The organism is Kitasatospora sp. NPDC056651 (genome assembly GCF_042792155.1).
GTDB lineage: Bacteria > Actinomycetota > Actinomycetes > Streptomycetales > Streptomycetaceae > Kitasatospora.
In genome coordinates this window covers 1-14,581 of sequence record NZ_JBHTWX010000061.1, presented here as the reverse complement: position 1 = coordinate 14,581, position 14,581 = coordinate 1, and the positions used below count along the sequence as shown (strand labels likewise).

Below are 14,581 nucleotides of genomic sequence, written 5' to 3'. Positions count from 1 at the left end.
GGGTCCTTCCGGACAGGGCCTAACGGCGGATCGCCCCGGCGCGCCCGTGCAGCGCGGCCCGGTCGGCGGCGGCGCGCCCGGCCGCCCAGCCCACGCCGTCGCTGACCCGCACCCGTTGCGAGACCAGCTTCGGGAACAGCCGGTCGATCTCCTCGTCCACGGCCACCGAGCGGGCGGCGAGCGCGGGCAGCAGCCGCTCGTCCGGCAGCAGCTGCTCCTCGGTGCCGTCCTCGCGCAGGTGGCGTCCGGCCGCGGCGGCTTTGGTGGCGCGCTCGGTGGCCGCGGTCAGCCGCTCGCGGATCCGCCCCGCGTAGGCGACCAGGAAGGACTGCCGGAACGCCTTGCTGCGCGAGTCCTTGCGGGAGCCCGCCTTGTTGAGCGCCTGGGTGGCCTGCACCAGCAGCGAGGTGTAGAGCAGCTCGACGCCGTCCAGGTCGCCGTCGAAGCCGACCACGGTGCAGAAACCGAACTCCTTCGCCCACACCACCCGGCACCGGTTGGCCGCCGCGACCGCGTCCAGCAGCATCGTCTTGGGGCCCTCGTACGGGTTGTCCACGCCGATCCGCAGCGCCGCCGGGGTGTCCCGGTCGGCGCCGGTCGCGGCCAGCAGCGCCTCGTCGATGCTGTGCTGGGCCATCAGCTGCTGGGCCTTGGCGGTCAGCGCCTCGGCCTCCTCCGGGTACTCGGTGGACTCGGCCTTGGCCAGCAGCGCCCGGATCCGTGCCAGCATCCGGGGCTCGCCGGTCACCGGCGCCGGGTGCCCCGCCCGGGGGGCCGGCCCGGCCTGCCCGGGGGCGGGCCCCACCGGGGCGATCGGGGGCAGCCGGCCCCACGTGCGCAGCAGCTCCAGGAGGGTGGTGGCGAGCGCGAAGCGGTCCTGCCGGTGCCGGTGGGCGAAGGCCCCCAGGTACTCCTCGTCGCCGGACCACCACAGCTCGGCCTCCAGCTCGCGCAGCTGCTCGTGCCAGCGCCGGTCCAGCGCGGCCGCGGGGTGCCGGCGGCCCTCGGCGGCGATCAGGTCCACCGCGAGGGCCAGGTGGACGGGCTTCAGCTCGCGCCGCACCACCCGGACCAGGTCGGCCGGCCGCCAGCCGGCCGACCAGCAGCGGCCGACCGCGGTGTCCGCGTGGGCCAGCACCGCCCGGCTGACCGCCGGCCACTGCCCGGCCGAGGCGGCCAGCAGCGAGGCCCCAGTGTCCAGGGCGATGTCCAGTGCCTCCGCCGGCGCCGTCAGCACCGACCGCACCGCCTGGTCCAGCAGTGGCCCGGCGTTGCCGCCCTGCTGCGCGCCCTTGCCCACGGTGTGTCCCTGCTCTCCTCGACGGTCCGGCCTCCTGCCCATGATGCCGGAGCCGCGGCGCGAACCGGCCGTCGCGCGGGACTCAGCGCTCGATGGCCTTGGCCAGGATCTCCGGCGTGCGGCCCAGCAGGCGGCCCGCCGCCGTCCGCACCCCCAGCGCCGCGACCAGGGCGCCGTACAGCGGTCCCACCAGCAGCAGCGGCCACCTCGGCGCTCCCGAGACCAGCGTCCAGCCGAGGTAGCCGCCGATCGGCAGGCTCAGCACCGCGACGCCGACCATCGAGCCGAACTGGTTGAGCAGGATCAGCCCGCCCTGGCCCGGGGCGGCGTTGCGCATCGGGTTGCTGTCGGCCGGCATGGTGTACGGCGCCAGCACGCTGAACACCGAGCCGAGCGCGACCCCGCAGCCGAGCTGCGTCATCGCGAGGCCGAGCGCGGCCGGCAGCTCCTTCCACTGGCCGGTGGCGGCCGCCAGCGCCAGCCCGAGCACCACCGTCACCGGGACGGCGTACGACAGCACCGCGTACGCCCGGCCGCGCAGCTCGGCTCGGGCGTCGGCGGGGGTGCACAGGGTGGCGGCGACCATCCAGAACGCCGAGCCGTCCATGCCGAACAGGTTCAGCATCTGGAGTCCGAGGAACACCCCGGTCATCGCCAGCAGGTAGACGGTCGCCCAGCCCTGGACCATCGACAGCACGCAGATCACCAGCGTCATCCCGATGCTGGTGAACAGCGCCGCCTTCGCCCGCGGCTCGCGCCAGGCGTACCGCAGGTGGCGCTGCATGACCGCGCCGGTCCGGCCCTCGGGCAGGAAGCCCCAGCCGCGCGAGCTCCGCACCCCGCGGGCCACCTCCAGGGTGGAGGAGTCGGCGGTGACCATCAGCTCCTGGAGGCTCCGCCGCCACCAGCGCAGCAGCAGCGCCAGCAGTCCGGCGGCCGCGGCGAGCTGGAGCACGGCGAGGCCGTACCGGCCCTCGCCGGCGGTGCGCGGCGCGTCCGCCGCGCTGATCGGCGGGATCCAGCGCAGCACCGAGGCGATCGGCTCCAGCGGGCTGAGGTCGATCGGCCCGCCCCGGCGGCCGAAGACGCTCTGCGAGCCGACGTTGGCGGCCTGGACCAGCAGGGCGAAGGCCAGCCCGCCGAAGATCGCGAAGTCCTTGCCGCGTCGGCTGGAGAGCATCCGGGCGTTGCCCGCCGCGACCGCCCGGGAGAGCGTGACCAGGCAGAGCACCGCGAGCGGCACGGCGGGCACCGCGATCGCCGCCGAGACCCCGCCGGCCGCGCCGGCCAGCACGGCACCGGTCACCAGCACCAGGCTGATCAGCGGGCCCGGCCCGATCAGCGCGGCCAGCAGCGAGCCGCGCAGCAGCGGGCCGGGCCGCAGCGGCAGCATGGTCAGCCGGGTCGGGTCGGCGCTCTCGTCGCTGGAGAACAGGAACAGCGGCAGCGCGGCCCAGCCCAGGGTCAGCACGCCGAGCAGCATCACCCCGGCGTCCCCGGAGCCCGCGTGGCGCCCGTTCAGCGCGGCCAGGGCGACGGCCACACCGCCCGCGAGGGCCAGGCCGAACAGGCCGCCGATCACGTAGACGGCGGTCCGGCCGGGGCTGCGCCGCAGCCCGTTGCGCAGCAGCCGCAGTTTGAGCGCCACCAGGGCGCGGACCACCGTCCGGCCGTCGGGCACCCCGCTCCGCTCGCTCACCGGGCGCCCCCGGCCTGCTCGCCGCCGAGCCAGCCGAGCGACTGCCCGTCGTCCTCGCGCACGCCGATCAGCTCCAGGAAGGCCTCGTGCAGGCTGCGCCCGCCCCGTACGGAGTCCAGCGGCCCCTGGGCTATCACCTGGCCGGCGTTCACCACCGCGACCCAGTCGCAGAGCTGTTCGACCAGCTCCATCACGTGGCTGGAGAAGACCACGGTGGATCCGGCCGCCGCGTACCGCTTGAGCACGCCGCGGATGGTCTGGGCGGAGACCGGGTCGACGCCCTCGAAGGGCTCGTCCAGGAACAGCACGGCGGGGTTGTGCAGCAGCGCGGCGGCCAGGCCGATCTTCTTGCGCATGCCGGTGGAGTAGTCGGCGACCAGCTTGTCGGCGTCCCGGCCGAGGTCCAGGACGGCGAGCAGCTCCTCGGCGCGCCGGTCCACCTCGGCGCCGGGCAGGCCGCGCAGCCGCCCGGTGTACTGGAGCAGCTCGCGTCCGCTGAGCCGCTCGAACATCCGCAGGCCCTCGGGCAGGATGCCGATCCGGGCCTTGACCGAGACCGGGTCCGCCCAGACGTCGGTGCCGTGCACCAGGACGGTGCCCTGGTCGGGCCGGAGCAGTCCGGTGACCATCGACAGCGTGGTGGTCTTGCCGGCACCGTTCGGCCCGACCAGTCCGATGAACGCCCCGGCCGGCAGCTCCAGGCTCAGCCCGGCCACGGCGGCCTGGGCCCCGAAGTGCTTCCAGAGCCCCCGGATGCTGACGGCGGACGGGGTACCCGGGCCGTGGGGGTCGGCGGACGGTGGCGCTGACGCCTGCATGGCGGCCTTCTCTTCTTCCGGTGGTCAAAGGGTGGTCGAGATTCCTGCGGGGGCCCAGCCTGGCACCGCTCGAACGGACTGTCGCCCGAGTTGAGCATCCCCTGAGCCCGTCGGCCGTACGGGTGAGGCGCGCCGCCCCGGCCCCAGCTCCTCCCCGGCCGCCGGGCCGGTTCGGCAACTACTCGGTTCCGCCGTTCGTCCTGCACTATGAGGAGCCAGTGACATGCGCGGGGGTGCCGCGCTACCGGGAGGTGGCGGATGTCCGTACAACCATGGGGTGGGCCCGGGTCCGGTAATCCGTACGGCCATCAGCCGGCGTCCGCGGCGCCGCACCAGGCCGCGATGCGGGCGGGCCACGCGGACCGGGACCGGACGGTCGACGTGCTCAAGGCGGCGTTCGCCGAGGGGCGGCTCTCCGCCCAGGAGTACGAGCAGCGCCACGAGGCGGCGGCCGCGGCGCAGACCTACGGCCAGCTGGCCGCGCTGGTCGCCGACCTGCCCGCCGGGCCGATGGTGGCGCCGACCGTCGTGGTGCCGGTGCCGGCCACCTTCATGGCCGCCCCGCCGCCGGTCCGGGTCCGCCAGACCAATGCGCTCGCCGTCGTCTCCCTGGTGTGCGGGGTGATCGGCTTCTCCGCCCCCGCCGTGATCACCGGCCACATCGCCCGCTCGGAGATCCGCCGCCGCGACATGGACGGCGACTGGGCGGCCGTCCTCGGCCTGGTCATCGGCTACCTGGGCTGCGCGTTCTGGGTGCTGATGGTCCTCTTCGCCTTCGCTTAGGTCCTGTCCGGCCGGGGCGCCGCTGCCGCTGGGCGCCGCTGCCGCCGGGCGTCGTCGCCCTTTGCCGATGGGGTTTTCGGAACGTGAAGGACCTATGATGCCCGGGGCTGCCGCCACGCGCCCTGAGGCAGAACGTTCCGTCACCGGTCGACCAGGAGAGTCGGCCGGGCGACCACGAGCTGAGGACCGTACCAGTGACAGTCAGTGCCCAGGAGGCCTCCAGAATCCCGCCCGGTGGAGGGCGTTCGCTGATCCGGGGAGCGGTGGACCGCTCCGGGGCCCGGCTCCGCGCCTCGGCCCCCCTGCTGCTCGCGGGGGAGGCGGTGGTCTCCTTCCTGGCCGCGCTGGTGCTCCCGCTGCTGGCCCACCGCTTCAAGCTGAACCCGCTGGACCGGATCGCCCAGGTGAGCGGTCTGGCAGCGGTGCAGCTGCGGTTCGCGGTGCTCGGCCTCCTGGTGCTCGGCGCGGTCGTGCTCGCGATGCGTTTCCGCTCGGGCCGGCACTTCGACCTGGTGTCCCGCTTCTCCGCGGCCGCACTGGCCGGCCTCGCCAGCGGCTTCGTGGCGGCCGGCGCGGTCATCGCCCTGCTCGGCACGCCCTGGCCGATGTTCGGCCTCAACGGCGACAGCGGACGCATCGTCGAGTGGGCCCACGCCGTGGCGAACGGCCAGCCCTCGGGCTCGCCGGTCTACCCGCCGGCACCGCTCTACACCCTCGGTTACTACGCGGAGTGGTTCCGCGGCGGCAACACCGCGTACGCCTTCAAGGACCTCCAGATCCTCGGCGCGGCCGCGTTCGGCCCGCTGGTCTACCTCTCCTGGCGGATGCTGCTCAGCCCGGTCCGCGCGCTCGCGTTCGGCGTGCTGCCGGCCTTCGCCCTGATCGATGCCTACAAGCCGTACAGCCAGACCGTGCTGGTGGTCCTGGTGCCCGTCCTGGTGGCACTGGTGGTGCACCTGCGCCGGAGCGGGACGGACGCCTGGCGGACGCTGCTGCTCAAGGCGGCCGGCTTCGGCGCGCTGCTGGGCCTGCTGTTCCTCACCTACTCCGGCTGGTTCCTGTGGAGCGGCCTGGGCGTACTGGTCGCGATACTCGCGTACTTCCCGTGGAAGACCGGCCGGCTCAAGGGCCTGGCCTACCTCGGCGCCACCGGCGCCGCCTACCTGCTGGTCTGCGGCAGCTACCTGGTGACCATGCTGACGGACGGCCAGGACACCAAGGACTCCTCGTTCCGGTTCGACAACTTCACCGACCCGGCTTACTTCCTGATGTGGCGCACGGACATGCCGGGCAAGGTGGGGGAGTGGCCGATCCCCGGCGAGTTCGGCGGCATGGGCCTGTTCGCCGTGGTGATCTTCGTCGCACTGGGCGCCGCCCTCTGGCTGGGCATCCGCAAGCCGATGATCGTCACCATCTGCTGCATGTTCGCGAGCGCCTGGGTGATGCGGATGTACATCGCCTCGCACATGTACGAGACCCAGACGGTCCAGCTCTACACCCGGACCAACAACCAAATGCTGTACTGCGGCATGCTGTTGTGCGCCCTGGTCGCCCACCTGGTGTCGCTCCGGCTGGTCGGGCGCCGACGGGCGGACGAGGCCGACGGGGCCCCGGCGGCGGGTGCGACCGCGAGGGCCGCCGGCTCCGGACTGCCCGGCCGACCCGCCGCGGTGGTCGGCACGTTGTTCGCTCTACTCTTCCTTTTCGGTACGGTTTCGTCCTCGATGTCGGACCGCTACATGCCGGCGCACGAGAACGACTACCGCATCCTGCCGTGGGTGTCGCACACCGTGCAGAAGCTCGACGGCCACTGCCCGAAGTTCGCGCCCGGTGGACAGTGCTCCAAGGACGGCGACCAGTCGTGGCTGAACATGGTATGGCTCAGCCCGGAGCACGAACCGGCGCCCGCCGCGAGCGCGCACTGACCCGAAGGCCCACTCCAGATGATGATCAACGCCGTCAAGAGCCTCGCCGACCGGCTCGCCTCCTCACCGAGGCGGCTGTGGTTGGCCGCGTTCGCGATCCTGTTCACGCTGAGCGCGTCCTGGTCGTTGTCCACCCCGACCGGCGGTTCGCCGGACGAACACGCGCACCTCATCCGGGCCGCGGCCGTCGCCCGCGGCCAGCTCAACGGTGAGGAGGTCATGGCCCCGCACGTGGTGGGCGGCATCGACGGCAAGTTCGCCGAGACCGGTGTCGAGCTCCCGCGGATCTACCAGGACCTCAAGGACGTCAACGCCTGCTACGTCTTCCGCTCCGACAACTCGGCCGCCTGCGCCCCGGAGCTGAAGGACCGGCCCGGAACGGTCGAGGTGACCACCGCGGCGGGCCGCTACCACCCGGCGTACTACTTCGCGGTCGGCTGGCCCAGCCTGCTGGTGCACGGCGAGGCGGCCTTCTACCTGATGCGCCTGATGTCGGCGCTGATCTGCTCCGCCCTGGTGGCGAGCGCGGTGGTCTCGGCGGCGGAGTGGCGGCGGCGTTCCTTCGCCCTGCTCGGCGTGGTCACCGCGACCACGCCGATGGCGCTGTTCATGTTCGGCGTGGTCAACCCGAGCGGCCCGGAGATCGCGGCGGGCATCCTGGTCTGGAGCGCCGGGCTGCCGATGCTGATGAGCCCGGACCCACGGCTGCTGAACCGCCGGCTGGCCCGGCTCGGCGTGGGCGCGCTGGTGCTGATCAGCATCCGCCCGCTGGGCCTGATCTGGTTCGCCGGGGCCATGTTCTTCGCCCTGATGCTGAGCAGGAAGGGCGCCCTGCGCGAGGTGGTCCGCCAGCGGGTGACCTGGGGCTGGGGCGGCCTCGCCATGGTCGCGGGCGGCCTGGCGCTGCTCTGGTCGTCGACCCACCCGGACAACTCGATCATCGACACCCCGAGCGACCTGACCCCGCTGACCGCGGCCCGGAAGACCTTCGACAACGGCCTGACCTACATGAAGCAGATGATCGGCTACTTCGGCTGGCTGGACGCCCAGCCGCCGGCCGTGACGCTGCTGGTCTGGTGCGCCGTGGTGCTGGCGCTGGCGATGATCGCGCTGTGCTATGCCCGGTTCCGGGACACCCTGGCGATCGCCGGCGTGATGGCCGGCATCGTGGTGATACCGATAGTGGCGCAGGCGATGCAGGCGCGCCAGCTCGGCATGATCTGGCAGGGCCGCTACCTGCTGCCGTTCGCCGTCGGCCTGCCGATCATGTGCGCCGCGATCTGCCACGAGCGGCTGCCCTGGGGCGGCTTCGCCTGGCGCCGGCTGCTGGTGATCTGCGGCTTCGCGCTGTCCCTGGCCAACGCCGCCGGCTTCCTCTGGGCGATGCGCCGCAACACGGTCGGTACCACGGGCCCGCTGCTGATCGCGCCGGCCCACTGGTCCCCGCCCGGCAGCTGGGTGCTGTGGCTGCTGGTGTACGCCGCGGGCACGGTCGCGCTGGGGGTGCTGGTGGCGCTGCCGGACAACCGGGAATGCCCGCTGCCGGAGTCTCCCGGGACGGCCGGGATCGGCGCCGTGGAGGACCCCGCCCCGCTCGCCGGGGCCCGCGCGGAGGCGTAGGGTTCGCGGTGCGGGGGGTGCCCGGTTGTGGTAGGGAGCCCCGCAGCGGGCCGGTTCCCGGCCCGCCTCCCGTCGCGCTTCCGGTGCCGGCCCCGCGACCTGCGGCGTTGCATTTGTTTTGACCGAGCCCCATGCGCTAGGTACGCTCTGACCTTGTGCCTGGGGTGTCCCCGGGTCCTTGTGCGTGCATGCACACCGGTCGCCGCGCCGAGCCGGAGCGCCTCCCAGCGCGCCGCGCGTAGAGCGCCGTCGCTGTACATCAGCCATGGGATTCCGTGTCGGAAAAAGCCCAACACACCCGACCGCGTGGGTCGACCACGGGGCCGTGTGCGAGGGAGACACCGCAGGTTAGTTCCACCAAGCCTTGGCACACAGAAAACGGAGAAACGGTGCCTACGATCCAGCAGCTGGTCCGAAAGGGCCGGCAGGACAAGGTCGAGAAGAACAAGACTCCCGCGCTGAAGGGTTCCCCGCAGCGCCGTGGGGTCTGCACGCGTGTGTACACGACCACCCCGAAGAAGCCGAACTCGGCTCTCCGCAAGGTCGCCCGTGTGCGCCTCACCAGCGGGATCGAGGTCACCGCTTACATCCCGGGCGAGGGCCACAACCTGCAGGAGCACTCCATCGTGCTGGTGCGCGGTGGTCGTGTGAAGGACCTTCCTGGTGTCCGCTACAAGATCATCCGCGGCTCGCTTGACACCCAGGGTGTCAAGAACCGCAAGCAGGCTCGCAGCCGCTACGGCGCCAAGAAGGAGAAGTAAGAATGCCTCGTAAGGGCCCCGCCCCGAAGCGCCCGGTCATCATCGACCCGGTTTACGGCTCCCCGGTCGTCACCCAGCTGGTCAACAAGATCCTGCTGCACGGCAAGCGCTCCACCGCCGAGCGGATCGTCTACGGCGCCCTCGAGGGCGTCCGTGAGAAGACCGGCTCGGACCCGGTCGTGACGCTGAAGCGCGCGCTGGAGAACGTCAAGCCGGCCCTCGAGGTCAAGTCCCGCCGTGTCGGTGGCGCGACCTACCAGGTTCCGGTCGAGGTCCGTCCGGGCCGCGCCAGCACCCTGGCGCTGCGCTGGATGGTCGGTTACTCCCGCGCCCGTCGCGAGAAGACCATGACCGAGCGCCTGATGAACGAGATCCTCGACGCCAGCAACGGCCTGGGCGCTTCCGTGAAGCGTCGCGAGGACACCCACAAGATGGCCGAGTCCAACAAGGCCTTCGCGCACTACCGCTGGTAGTCCGTACCCCGTCACTAGACAGAGAGAGAACGAGCCACCATGGCTGCAACCTCCCTTGACCTCGCCAGGGTCCGCAACATCGGGATCATGGCGCACATCGACGCGGGCAAGACCACCACCACCGAGCGGATCCTGTTCTACACCGGTGTCTCGTACAAGATCGGTGAGGTCCACGATGGCGCTGCCACCATGGACTGGATGGAGCAGGAGCAGGAGCGCGGCATCACGATCACGTCGGCCGCGACGACCTGTCACTGGACGGTCGACGGCGTCGACAACACCATCAACATCATCGACACCCCGGGTCACGTCGACTTCACCGTCGAGGTGGAGCGTTCGCTGCGCGTCCTCGACGGTGCCGTGACGGTGTTCGACGGTGTCGCCGGTGTCGAGCCCCAGTCCGAGACCGTGTGGCGGCAGGCTGACCGCTACGGCGTCCCGCGCATCTGCTTCATCAACAAGCTGGACCGCACGGGCGCGAACTTCTTCTTCTGCGTCGACACCATCGTGGATCGCCTCGGCGCCACCCCGCTGGTGATGCAGCTGCCGATCGGTGCCGAGGCGGACTTCCAGGGCGTTGTCGACCTGGTCCGCATGAAGGCTCTGGTCTGGTCCGCCGAGGCCGCCAAGGGCGAGATGTACGACGTCGTCGACATCCCGGCCGACCTGGTGGACCAGGCGAACGAGTACCGCGAGGCGCTGCTGGACACCGTGTCCAACGTCAGCGACGAGATCATGGAGCTCGCCCTCGAGGGCGAGGACATCCCGGTCGAGCTGCTGCAGGCCGCGATCCGCAAGGGCACCCTGGAGTCGGCCTTCACGCCGATCTTCTGTGGCACCGCCTTCAAGAACAAGGGCGTTCAGCCCCTGCTCGACGCGGTCGTCAAGTACCTGCCGTCGCCGCTGGACATCGAGTCCATCGAGGGCACCAAGCCCAACGACCCGGACACCAAGATCTCCCGCAAGGCCTCGGACGAGGAGCCCCTCGCCGCCCTCGCGTTCAAGATCATGTCCGACCCGCACCTGGGCAAGCTCACCTTCGTCCGGATCTACTCCGGTCGCCTGGAGTCCGGCACCTCGGTGCTGAACGCCGTGAAGGGCAAGAAGGAGCGCATCGGCAAGATCTACCGCATGCACGCGAACAAGCGTGAGGAGATCGAGTCGGTGGGCGCCGGCGACATCGTCGCCGTCATGGGCCTGAAGCAGACCACCACCGGTGAGACGCTGGCCGACGAGAAGAACCCGGTCATCCTGGAGTCCATGGACTTCCCGGCCCCGGTCATCCGCGTCGCCATCGAGCCCAAGTCCAAGGGTGACCAGGAGAAGCTGGGTGTCGCCATCCAGCGTCTCGCCGAGGAGGACCCGTCCTTCCAGGTCAACACGGACGAGGAGACCGGCCAGACCATCATCGCGGGTATGGGCGAGCTGCACCTCGAGGTGCTGGTCGACCGTATGCGCCGTGAGTTCAAGGTCGAGGCCAACGTCGGCAAGCCGCAGGTCGCGTACCGCGAGACGATCCGTCAGGCCGTCGAGCGCATCGACTACACCCACAAGAAGCAGACCGGTGGTTCCGGTCAGTTCGCCAAGGTGCAGATCGCGATCGAGCCGCTCGAGCAGGCCGAGGGCTACGAGTTCGTCAACAAGGTCACCGGTGGCCGCGTCCCGCGTGAGTACATCCCGTCGGTCGACGCCGGTTGCCAGGAGGCCATGGAGTTCGGTGTTCTCGCCGGCTACCCGCTCCAGGGTGTCCGCGTGAGCCTGCTGGACGGCCAGTCGCACGACGTCGACTCCTCCGAGCTCGCGTTCAAGATCGCCGGTTCGATGGCCTTCAAGGAAGGCGCGAGGAAGGCCAAGCCGGTCCTCCTCGAGCCGATGATGGCCGTCGAGGTCACCACGCCCGAGGACTACATGGGCGACGTGATCGGTGACATCAACTCTCGCCGTGGCCAGATCCGGTCCATGGACGAGCGTCACGGTGCCCGCGTCGTCACGGCGCTGGTGCCCCTCTCCGAGATGTTCGGCTACGTCGGTGACCTGCGCAGCAAGACCTCTGGTCGCGCCAGCTACTCGATGCAGTTCGACTCGTACGCCGAGGTCCCCAAGGCCGTGGCTGAGGAGATCATCGCCAAGTCCAAGGGCGAGTGACGTCCCGATATTCGGGATGATTGCGACCCCTTAGGCTATTAGGAGGCGACCCGGGAGAATCCGGACGGATTCTCCCGGGGCCTCCGGCCCCCTACCCCGCGGGACGGTCCGAGGTGCTCCAGGCACCACGGACCCAGCCCGATCAAGACCAACTGACGTCAGCACGGCGTACAGGATCTGTCCTCAGGAGGACTCAGTGGCGAAGGCGAAGTTCGAGCGGACGAAGCCCCACGTCAACATCGGCACCATCGGTCACATCGACCACGGCAAGACCACGCTGACCGCGGCCATCACCAAGGTGCTGCACGACGCGTACCCGGACCTGAACCCCTTCACGCCGTTCGACCAGATCGACAAGGCCCCGGAGGAGCGTCAGCGCGGTATCACCATCTCGATCGCGCACGTCGAGTACCAGACCGAGGGCCGGCACTACGCGCACGTCGACTGCCCGGGTCACGCTGACTACATCAAGAACATGATCACCGGTGCCGCCCAGATGGACGGCGCCATCCTGGTGGTCGCCGCCACCGACGGCCCGATGCCGCAGACCAAGGAGCACGTCCTCCTGGCCCGCCAGGTCGGCGTTCCGTACATCGTCGTCGCCCTGAACAAGGCCGACATGGTGGACGACGAGGAGATCCTGGAGCTCGTCGAGCTCGAGGTCCGTGAGCTGCTCTCCGAGTACGAGTTCCCGGGCGACGACCTGCCGGTCGTCCGCGTCTCCGCGCTGAAGGCCCTCGAGGGCGACGCCGAGTGGGGCCAGAAGCTCCTCGGCCTGATGAAGGCCGTCGACGAGAACATCCCCACCCCGGCTCGCGCCGTGGACCAGCCGTTCCTGATGCCGATCGAGGACGTCTTCACGATCACCGGTCGTGGCACCGTCGTCACCGGTCGCATCGAGCGCGGCATCCTGAAGGTCAACGAGACCGTTGACATCATCGGCATCAAGAACGAGAAGACCACCACCACGGTCACCGGCATCGAGATGTTCCGCAAGCTGCTCGACGAGGGCCAGGCCGGTGAGAACGTCGGTCTGCTGCTCCGTGGCATCAAGCGCGAGGACGTCGAGCGCGGCCAGGTCATCATCAAGCCGGGTTCGGTTACCCCGCACACCGACTTCGAGGCCCAGTCCTACATCCTGTCGAAGGACGAGGGTGGCCGTCACACCCCGTTCTTCAACAACTACCGCCCGCAGTTCTACTTCCGTACCACGGACGTGACCGGCGTCGTGACCCTCCCCGAGGGCACCGAGATGGTCATGCCGGGCGACAACACCGCCATGACCGTCGCGCTGATCCAGCCGATCGCCATGGAGGAGGGCCTGAAGTTCGCCATCCGTGAGGGTGGCCGCACCGTCGGCGCCGGCCAGGTCACCAAGATCATCAAGTAATTGACGATCTGACCTGCCTGCCTCGTACAGGCTGAGTCCGAAGGGCCCCGCGCACCGCACGGTGCACGGGGCCCTTCGGCGTCTCACGGGGTGTTCACCGGAGTCCGGCTCCTTTCACCGGCCACTCATGGCCGACTGTTATGGTCGGGCGACCAGCCAGCCCCGCCGTCGCGGAAAGTGGGACCAACGCATGTCAACGGCACCGCTGTTGTCGGTCGTGATGCCGATCTACAACGAGCAGGAGGCGCTCCCGCTGACCGTCGAGCGGCTGCGGCCGATCCTCGACGGCCTCGACGTGCCCTACGAGGTGGTCGGCGTCGACGACGGCAGCACCGACGTGACCCCGGTGCTGATGCGCAAGATCCGCCAGGACTGGCCGGAGTTCCGCATCGTCCGCTTCGCCCGCAACTCCGGGCACCAGGCCGCCCTGACCGCCGGCATCCACCGCGCCCACGGCGACTACGTCGTCTCCATCGACGCCGACCTCCAGGACCCGCCGGAGAAGATCCCCGAGATGCTGGCGCTCGCCCGGGAGGAGGGCCTGGACATCGTCTACGGGGTGCGCGGCGACCGCGGCACCGACACCTTCTTCAAGCGGCACACCGCCGGCGCGTACTACTGGCTGATGCGCAAGCTGGTCGGCAAGCGGATGCCCAACCAGGCCGGCGACTTCCGGCTGCTCAGCCGGGCCGCGGTGGACGCGCTCAAGGCGATGCCCGAGCACCAGCCGGTCTACCGGCTGCTGGTGCCGTGGCTGGGCTTCCCCAGCGGCGAGGTGGTCTACGTGCGCGAGGAGCGGGTCGCGGGCAGCACCCACTACCCGCTGTCCAAGATGGTCCGGCTCGCGCTGGACAGCGTGACCAACTTCTCCGCCGCCCCGCTGCGGCTGGCCACCTGGCTCGGCCTGTTCAGCTTCCTGACCTGCATCGTGCTGGCGCTCTACACCACGATCGCCTACGCGCTCGGTTCCACCGTGCCCGGCTGGTCCTCGCTGTTCATAGGGATGCTCTTCATCGGCGCCGTGCAGCTGGTCTGCGTCGGCCTGCTCGGCGAGTACGTCGGCCGGATCTACTCGGCCGTCCAGGCCCGGCCCGCGTACTTCGTCGGCTACGACTCGGCCGAGGAGCCGGACCGGTACGGTACGGGCGCGTGAACGAGACCCTCTCCGCGGACCGGGACGAGCGCGACGAGTCGGCCGGGGCACCCCGACCGGTCCGCCGGCAGCTGCCGTCCTTCCTGGTCATCGGGGTGCTGAGCACCCTCTTCTACCTGGCGCTGTTCGTCCTGATGCGGCTGGCCACCCCGCCGCAGGCGGCCAACCTGGTGGCCCTGGCGGTCAGTGCGGTGGCCAACACCGCGGCCAACCGCCGCTTCACCTTCGGCATCACCGGCTCCGACGGCGCGGTGCGCCACCAGCTCCAGGGCGCGGTCGCGTTCCTGATCGGGCTGGGCCTGAGCAGCGGCGCCCTGGCGCTGCTGGACGCGGCGGTGCCGCACGCCTCCCGGGTCGTCGAGGTGACCGGGCTGGTGGCGGCCAACGGCCTCGCCACGGTGGCCCGGTTCGTGCTGCTCAAGCTGTGGGTCTTCCGGAAGCACTGAGCCGGAAGCACTGAGCCGGCAGCACCGAGCCAGGAGTGCCGAGCCGGCCGGAACGACGACGGAGGGGG

Annotated in this window: 12 protein-coding genes; 9 read left to right on the top strand and 3 right to left on the bottom strand. The window is 70.8% G+C overall.

The genetic code is table 11. The annotated features are described in order from the left end of the window. Window positions 1-19: 19 nt before the first annotated feature. From ACFRAR_RS22995 to ACFRAR_RS22985, 3 genes are all read right to left on the bottom strand, one after another. A complete protein-coding gene (locus ACFRAR_RS22995; RefSeq protein ID WP_380700013.1) occupies window positions 20-1,300 on the bottom strand; it encodes a DUF2786 domain-containing protein in 1,281 nt (426 codons plus the stop codon). 82 nt (window positions 1,301-1,382) lie between these two features. Continuing rightward, the gene (locus ACFRAR_RS22990) at window positions 1,383-2,999 is read right to left on the bottom strand and encodes a transporter (RefSeq protein WP_380700012.1); all 1,617 of its coding nucleotides are present in this window, start codon (window positions 2,997-2,999) and stop codon (window positions 1,383-1,385) included. Next, window positions 2,996-3,817 (bottom strand): ABC transporter ATP-binding protein, encoded by an 822-nt coding sequence (locus ACFRAR_RS22985; protein WP_380700010.1) that lies wholly within the window; start codon window positions 3,815-3,817, stop codon window positions 2,996-2,998. Before ACFRAR_RS22985 ends, ACFRAR_RS22990 begins: the two co-directional genes overlap by 4 nt. Window positions 3,818-4,159: 342 nt before the next feature. Here ACFRAR_RS22985 and ACFRAR_RS22980 point away from each other — a divergent pair, with 342 nt between their 5' ends. From ACFRAR_RS22980 to ACFRAR_RS22940, 9 genes are all read left to right on the top strand, one after another. Further along, window positions 4,160-4,600 carry a DUF1707 and DUF4190 domain-containing protein gene (locus tag ACFRAR_RS22980; RefSeq protein ID WP_380700009.1) on the top strand — a complete coding sequence of 147 codons (441 nt, stop codon included), beginning with the start codon at window positions 4,160-4,162 and terminating at the stop codon, window positions 4,598-4,600. A 263-nt stretch (window positions 4,601-4,863) separates the two neighbouring features. Beyond that, a complete protein-coding gene (locus tag ACFRAR_RS22975; RefSeq protein ID WP_380700008.1) occupies window positions 4,864-6,525 on the top strand; it encodes a hypothetical protein in 1,662 nt (553 codons plus the stop codon). A gap of 18 nt (window positions 6,526-6,543) precedes the next feature. Continuing rightward, window positions 6,544-8,145 (top strand): DUF2142 domain-containing protein, encoded by a 1,602-nt coding sequence (locus tag ACFRAR_RS22970; RefSeq protein ID WP_380700007.1) that lies wholly within the window; start codon window positions 6,544-6,546, stop codon window positions 8,143-8,145. Window positions 8,146-8,534: 389 nt separating this feature from the next. Then, window positions 8,535-8,906, top strand: a complete 372-nt coding sequence (gene rpsL, locus ACFRAR_RS22965; RefSeq protein ID WP_014144289.1) for a 30S ribosomal protein S12 — start codon at window positions 8,535-8,537, stop codon at window positions 8,904-8,906. 2 nt (window positions 8,907-8,908) lie between these two features. Then, entirely contained in the window at window positions 8,909-9,379 is a 471-nt protein-coding gene (gene rpsG, locus ACFRAR_RS22960; RefSeq protein WP_030055803.1) for a 30S ribosomal protein S7, read from the top strand. Between the two features lie 39 nt (window positions 9,380-9,418). Beyond that, complete coding sequence (gene fusA / locus ACFRAR_RS22955; protein ID WP_380700006.1) at window positions 9,419-11,524, top strand: elongation factor G; 2,106 nt, start codon at window positions 9,419-9,421, stop codon at window positions 11,522-11,524. A 196-nt stretch (window positions 11,525-11,720) separates the two neighbouring features. Further along, window positions 11,721-12,914, top strand: a complete 1,194-nt coding sequence (tuf, locus tag ACFRAR_RS22950) for an elongation factor Tu (RefSeq protein WP_380700005.1) — start codon at window positions 11,721-11,723, stop codon at window positions 12,912-12,914. A 190-nt stretch (window positions 12,915-13,104) separates the two neighbouring features. Next, complete coding sequence (locus ACFRAR_RS22945) at window positions 13,105-14,067, top strand: glycosyltransferase family 2 protein (RefSeq protein WP_380700004.1); 963 nt, start codon at window positions 13,105-13,107, stop codon at window positions 14,065-14,067. Further along, the gene (locus ACFRAR_RS22940) at window positions 14,064-14,513 is read left to right on the top strand and encodes a GtrA family protein (protein WP_380700003.1); all 450 of its coding nucleotides are present in this window, start codon (window positions 14,064-14,066) and stop codon (window positions 14,511-14,513) included. Before ACFRAR_RS22945 ends, ACFRAR_RS22940 begins: the two co-directional genes overlap by 4 nt. Window positions 14,514-14,581 lie beyond the last annotated feature (68 nt).

Excerpts from the sequence above, each read along its gene's own strand:
- ACFRAR_RS22985 (WP_380700010.1), bottom strand. The coding sequence starts at position 3,817 with ATGCAGGCGTCAGCGCCACCGTCCGCCGACCCCCACGGCCCGGGTACC.
- rpsG (WP_030055803.1), top strand. The coding sequence starts at position 8,909 with ATGCCTCGTAAGGGCCCCGCCCCGAAGCGCCCGGTCATCATCGACCCG.
- ACFRAR_RS22945 (WP_380700004.1), top strand. The coding sequence starts at position 13,105 with ATGTCAACGGCACCGCTGTTGTCGGTCGTGATGCCGATCTACAACGAG.
- ACFRAR_RS22980 (WP_380700009.1), top strand. The coding sequence starts at position 4,160 with ATGCGGGCGGGCCACGCGGACCGGGACCGGACGGTCGACGTGCTCAAG.
- ACFRAR_RS22970 (WP_380700007.1), top strand. The coding sequence starts at position 6,544 with ATGATGATCAACGCCGTCAAGAGCCTCGCCGACCGGCTCGCCTCCTCA.
- fusA (WP_380700006.1), top strand. The coding sequence starts at position 9,419 with ATGGCTGCAACCTCCCTTGACCTCGCCAGGGTCCGCAACATCGGGATC.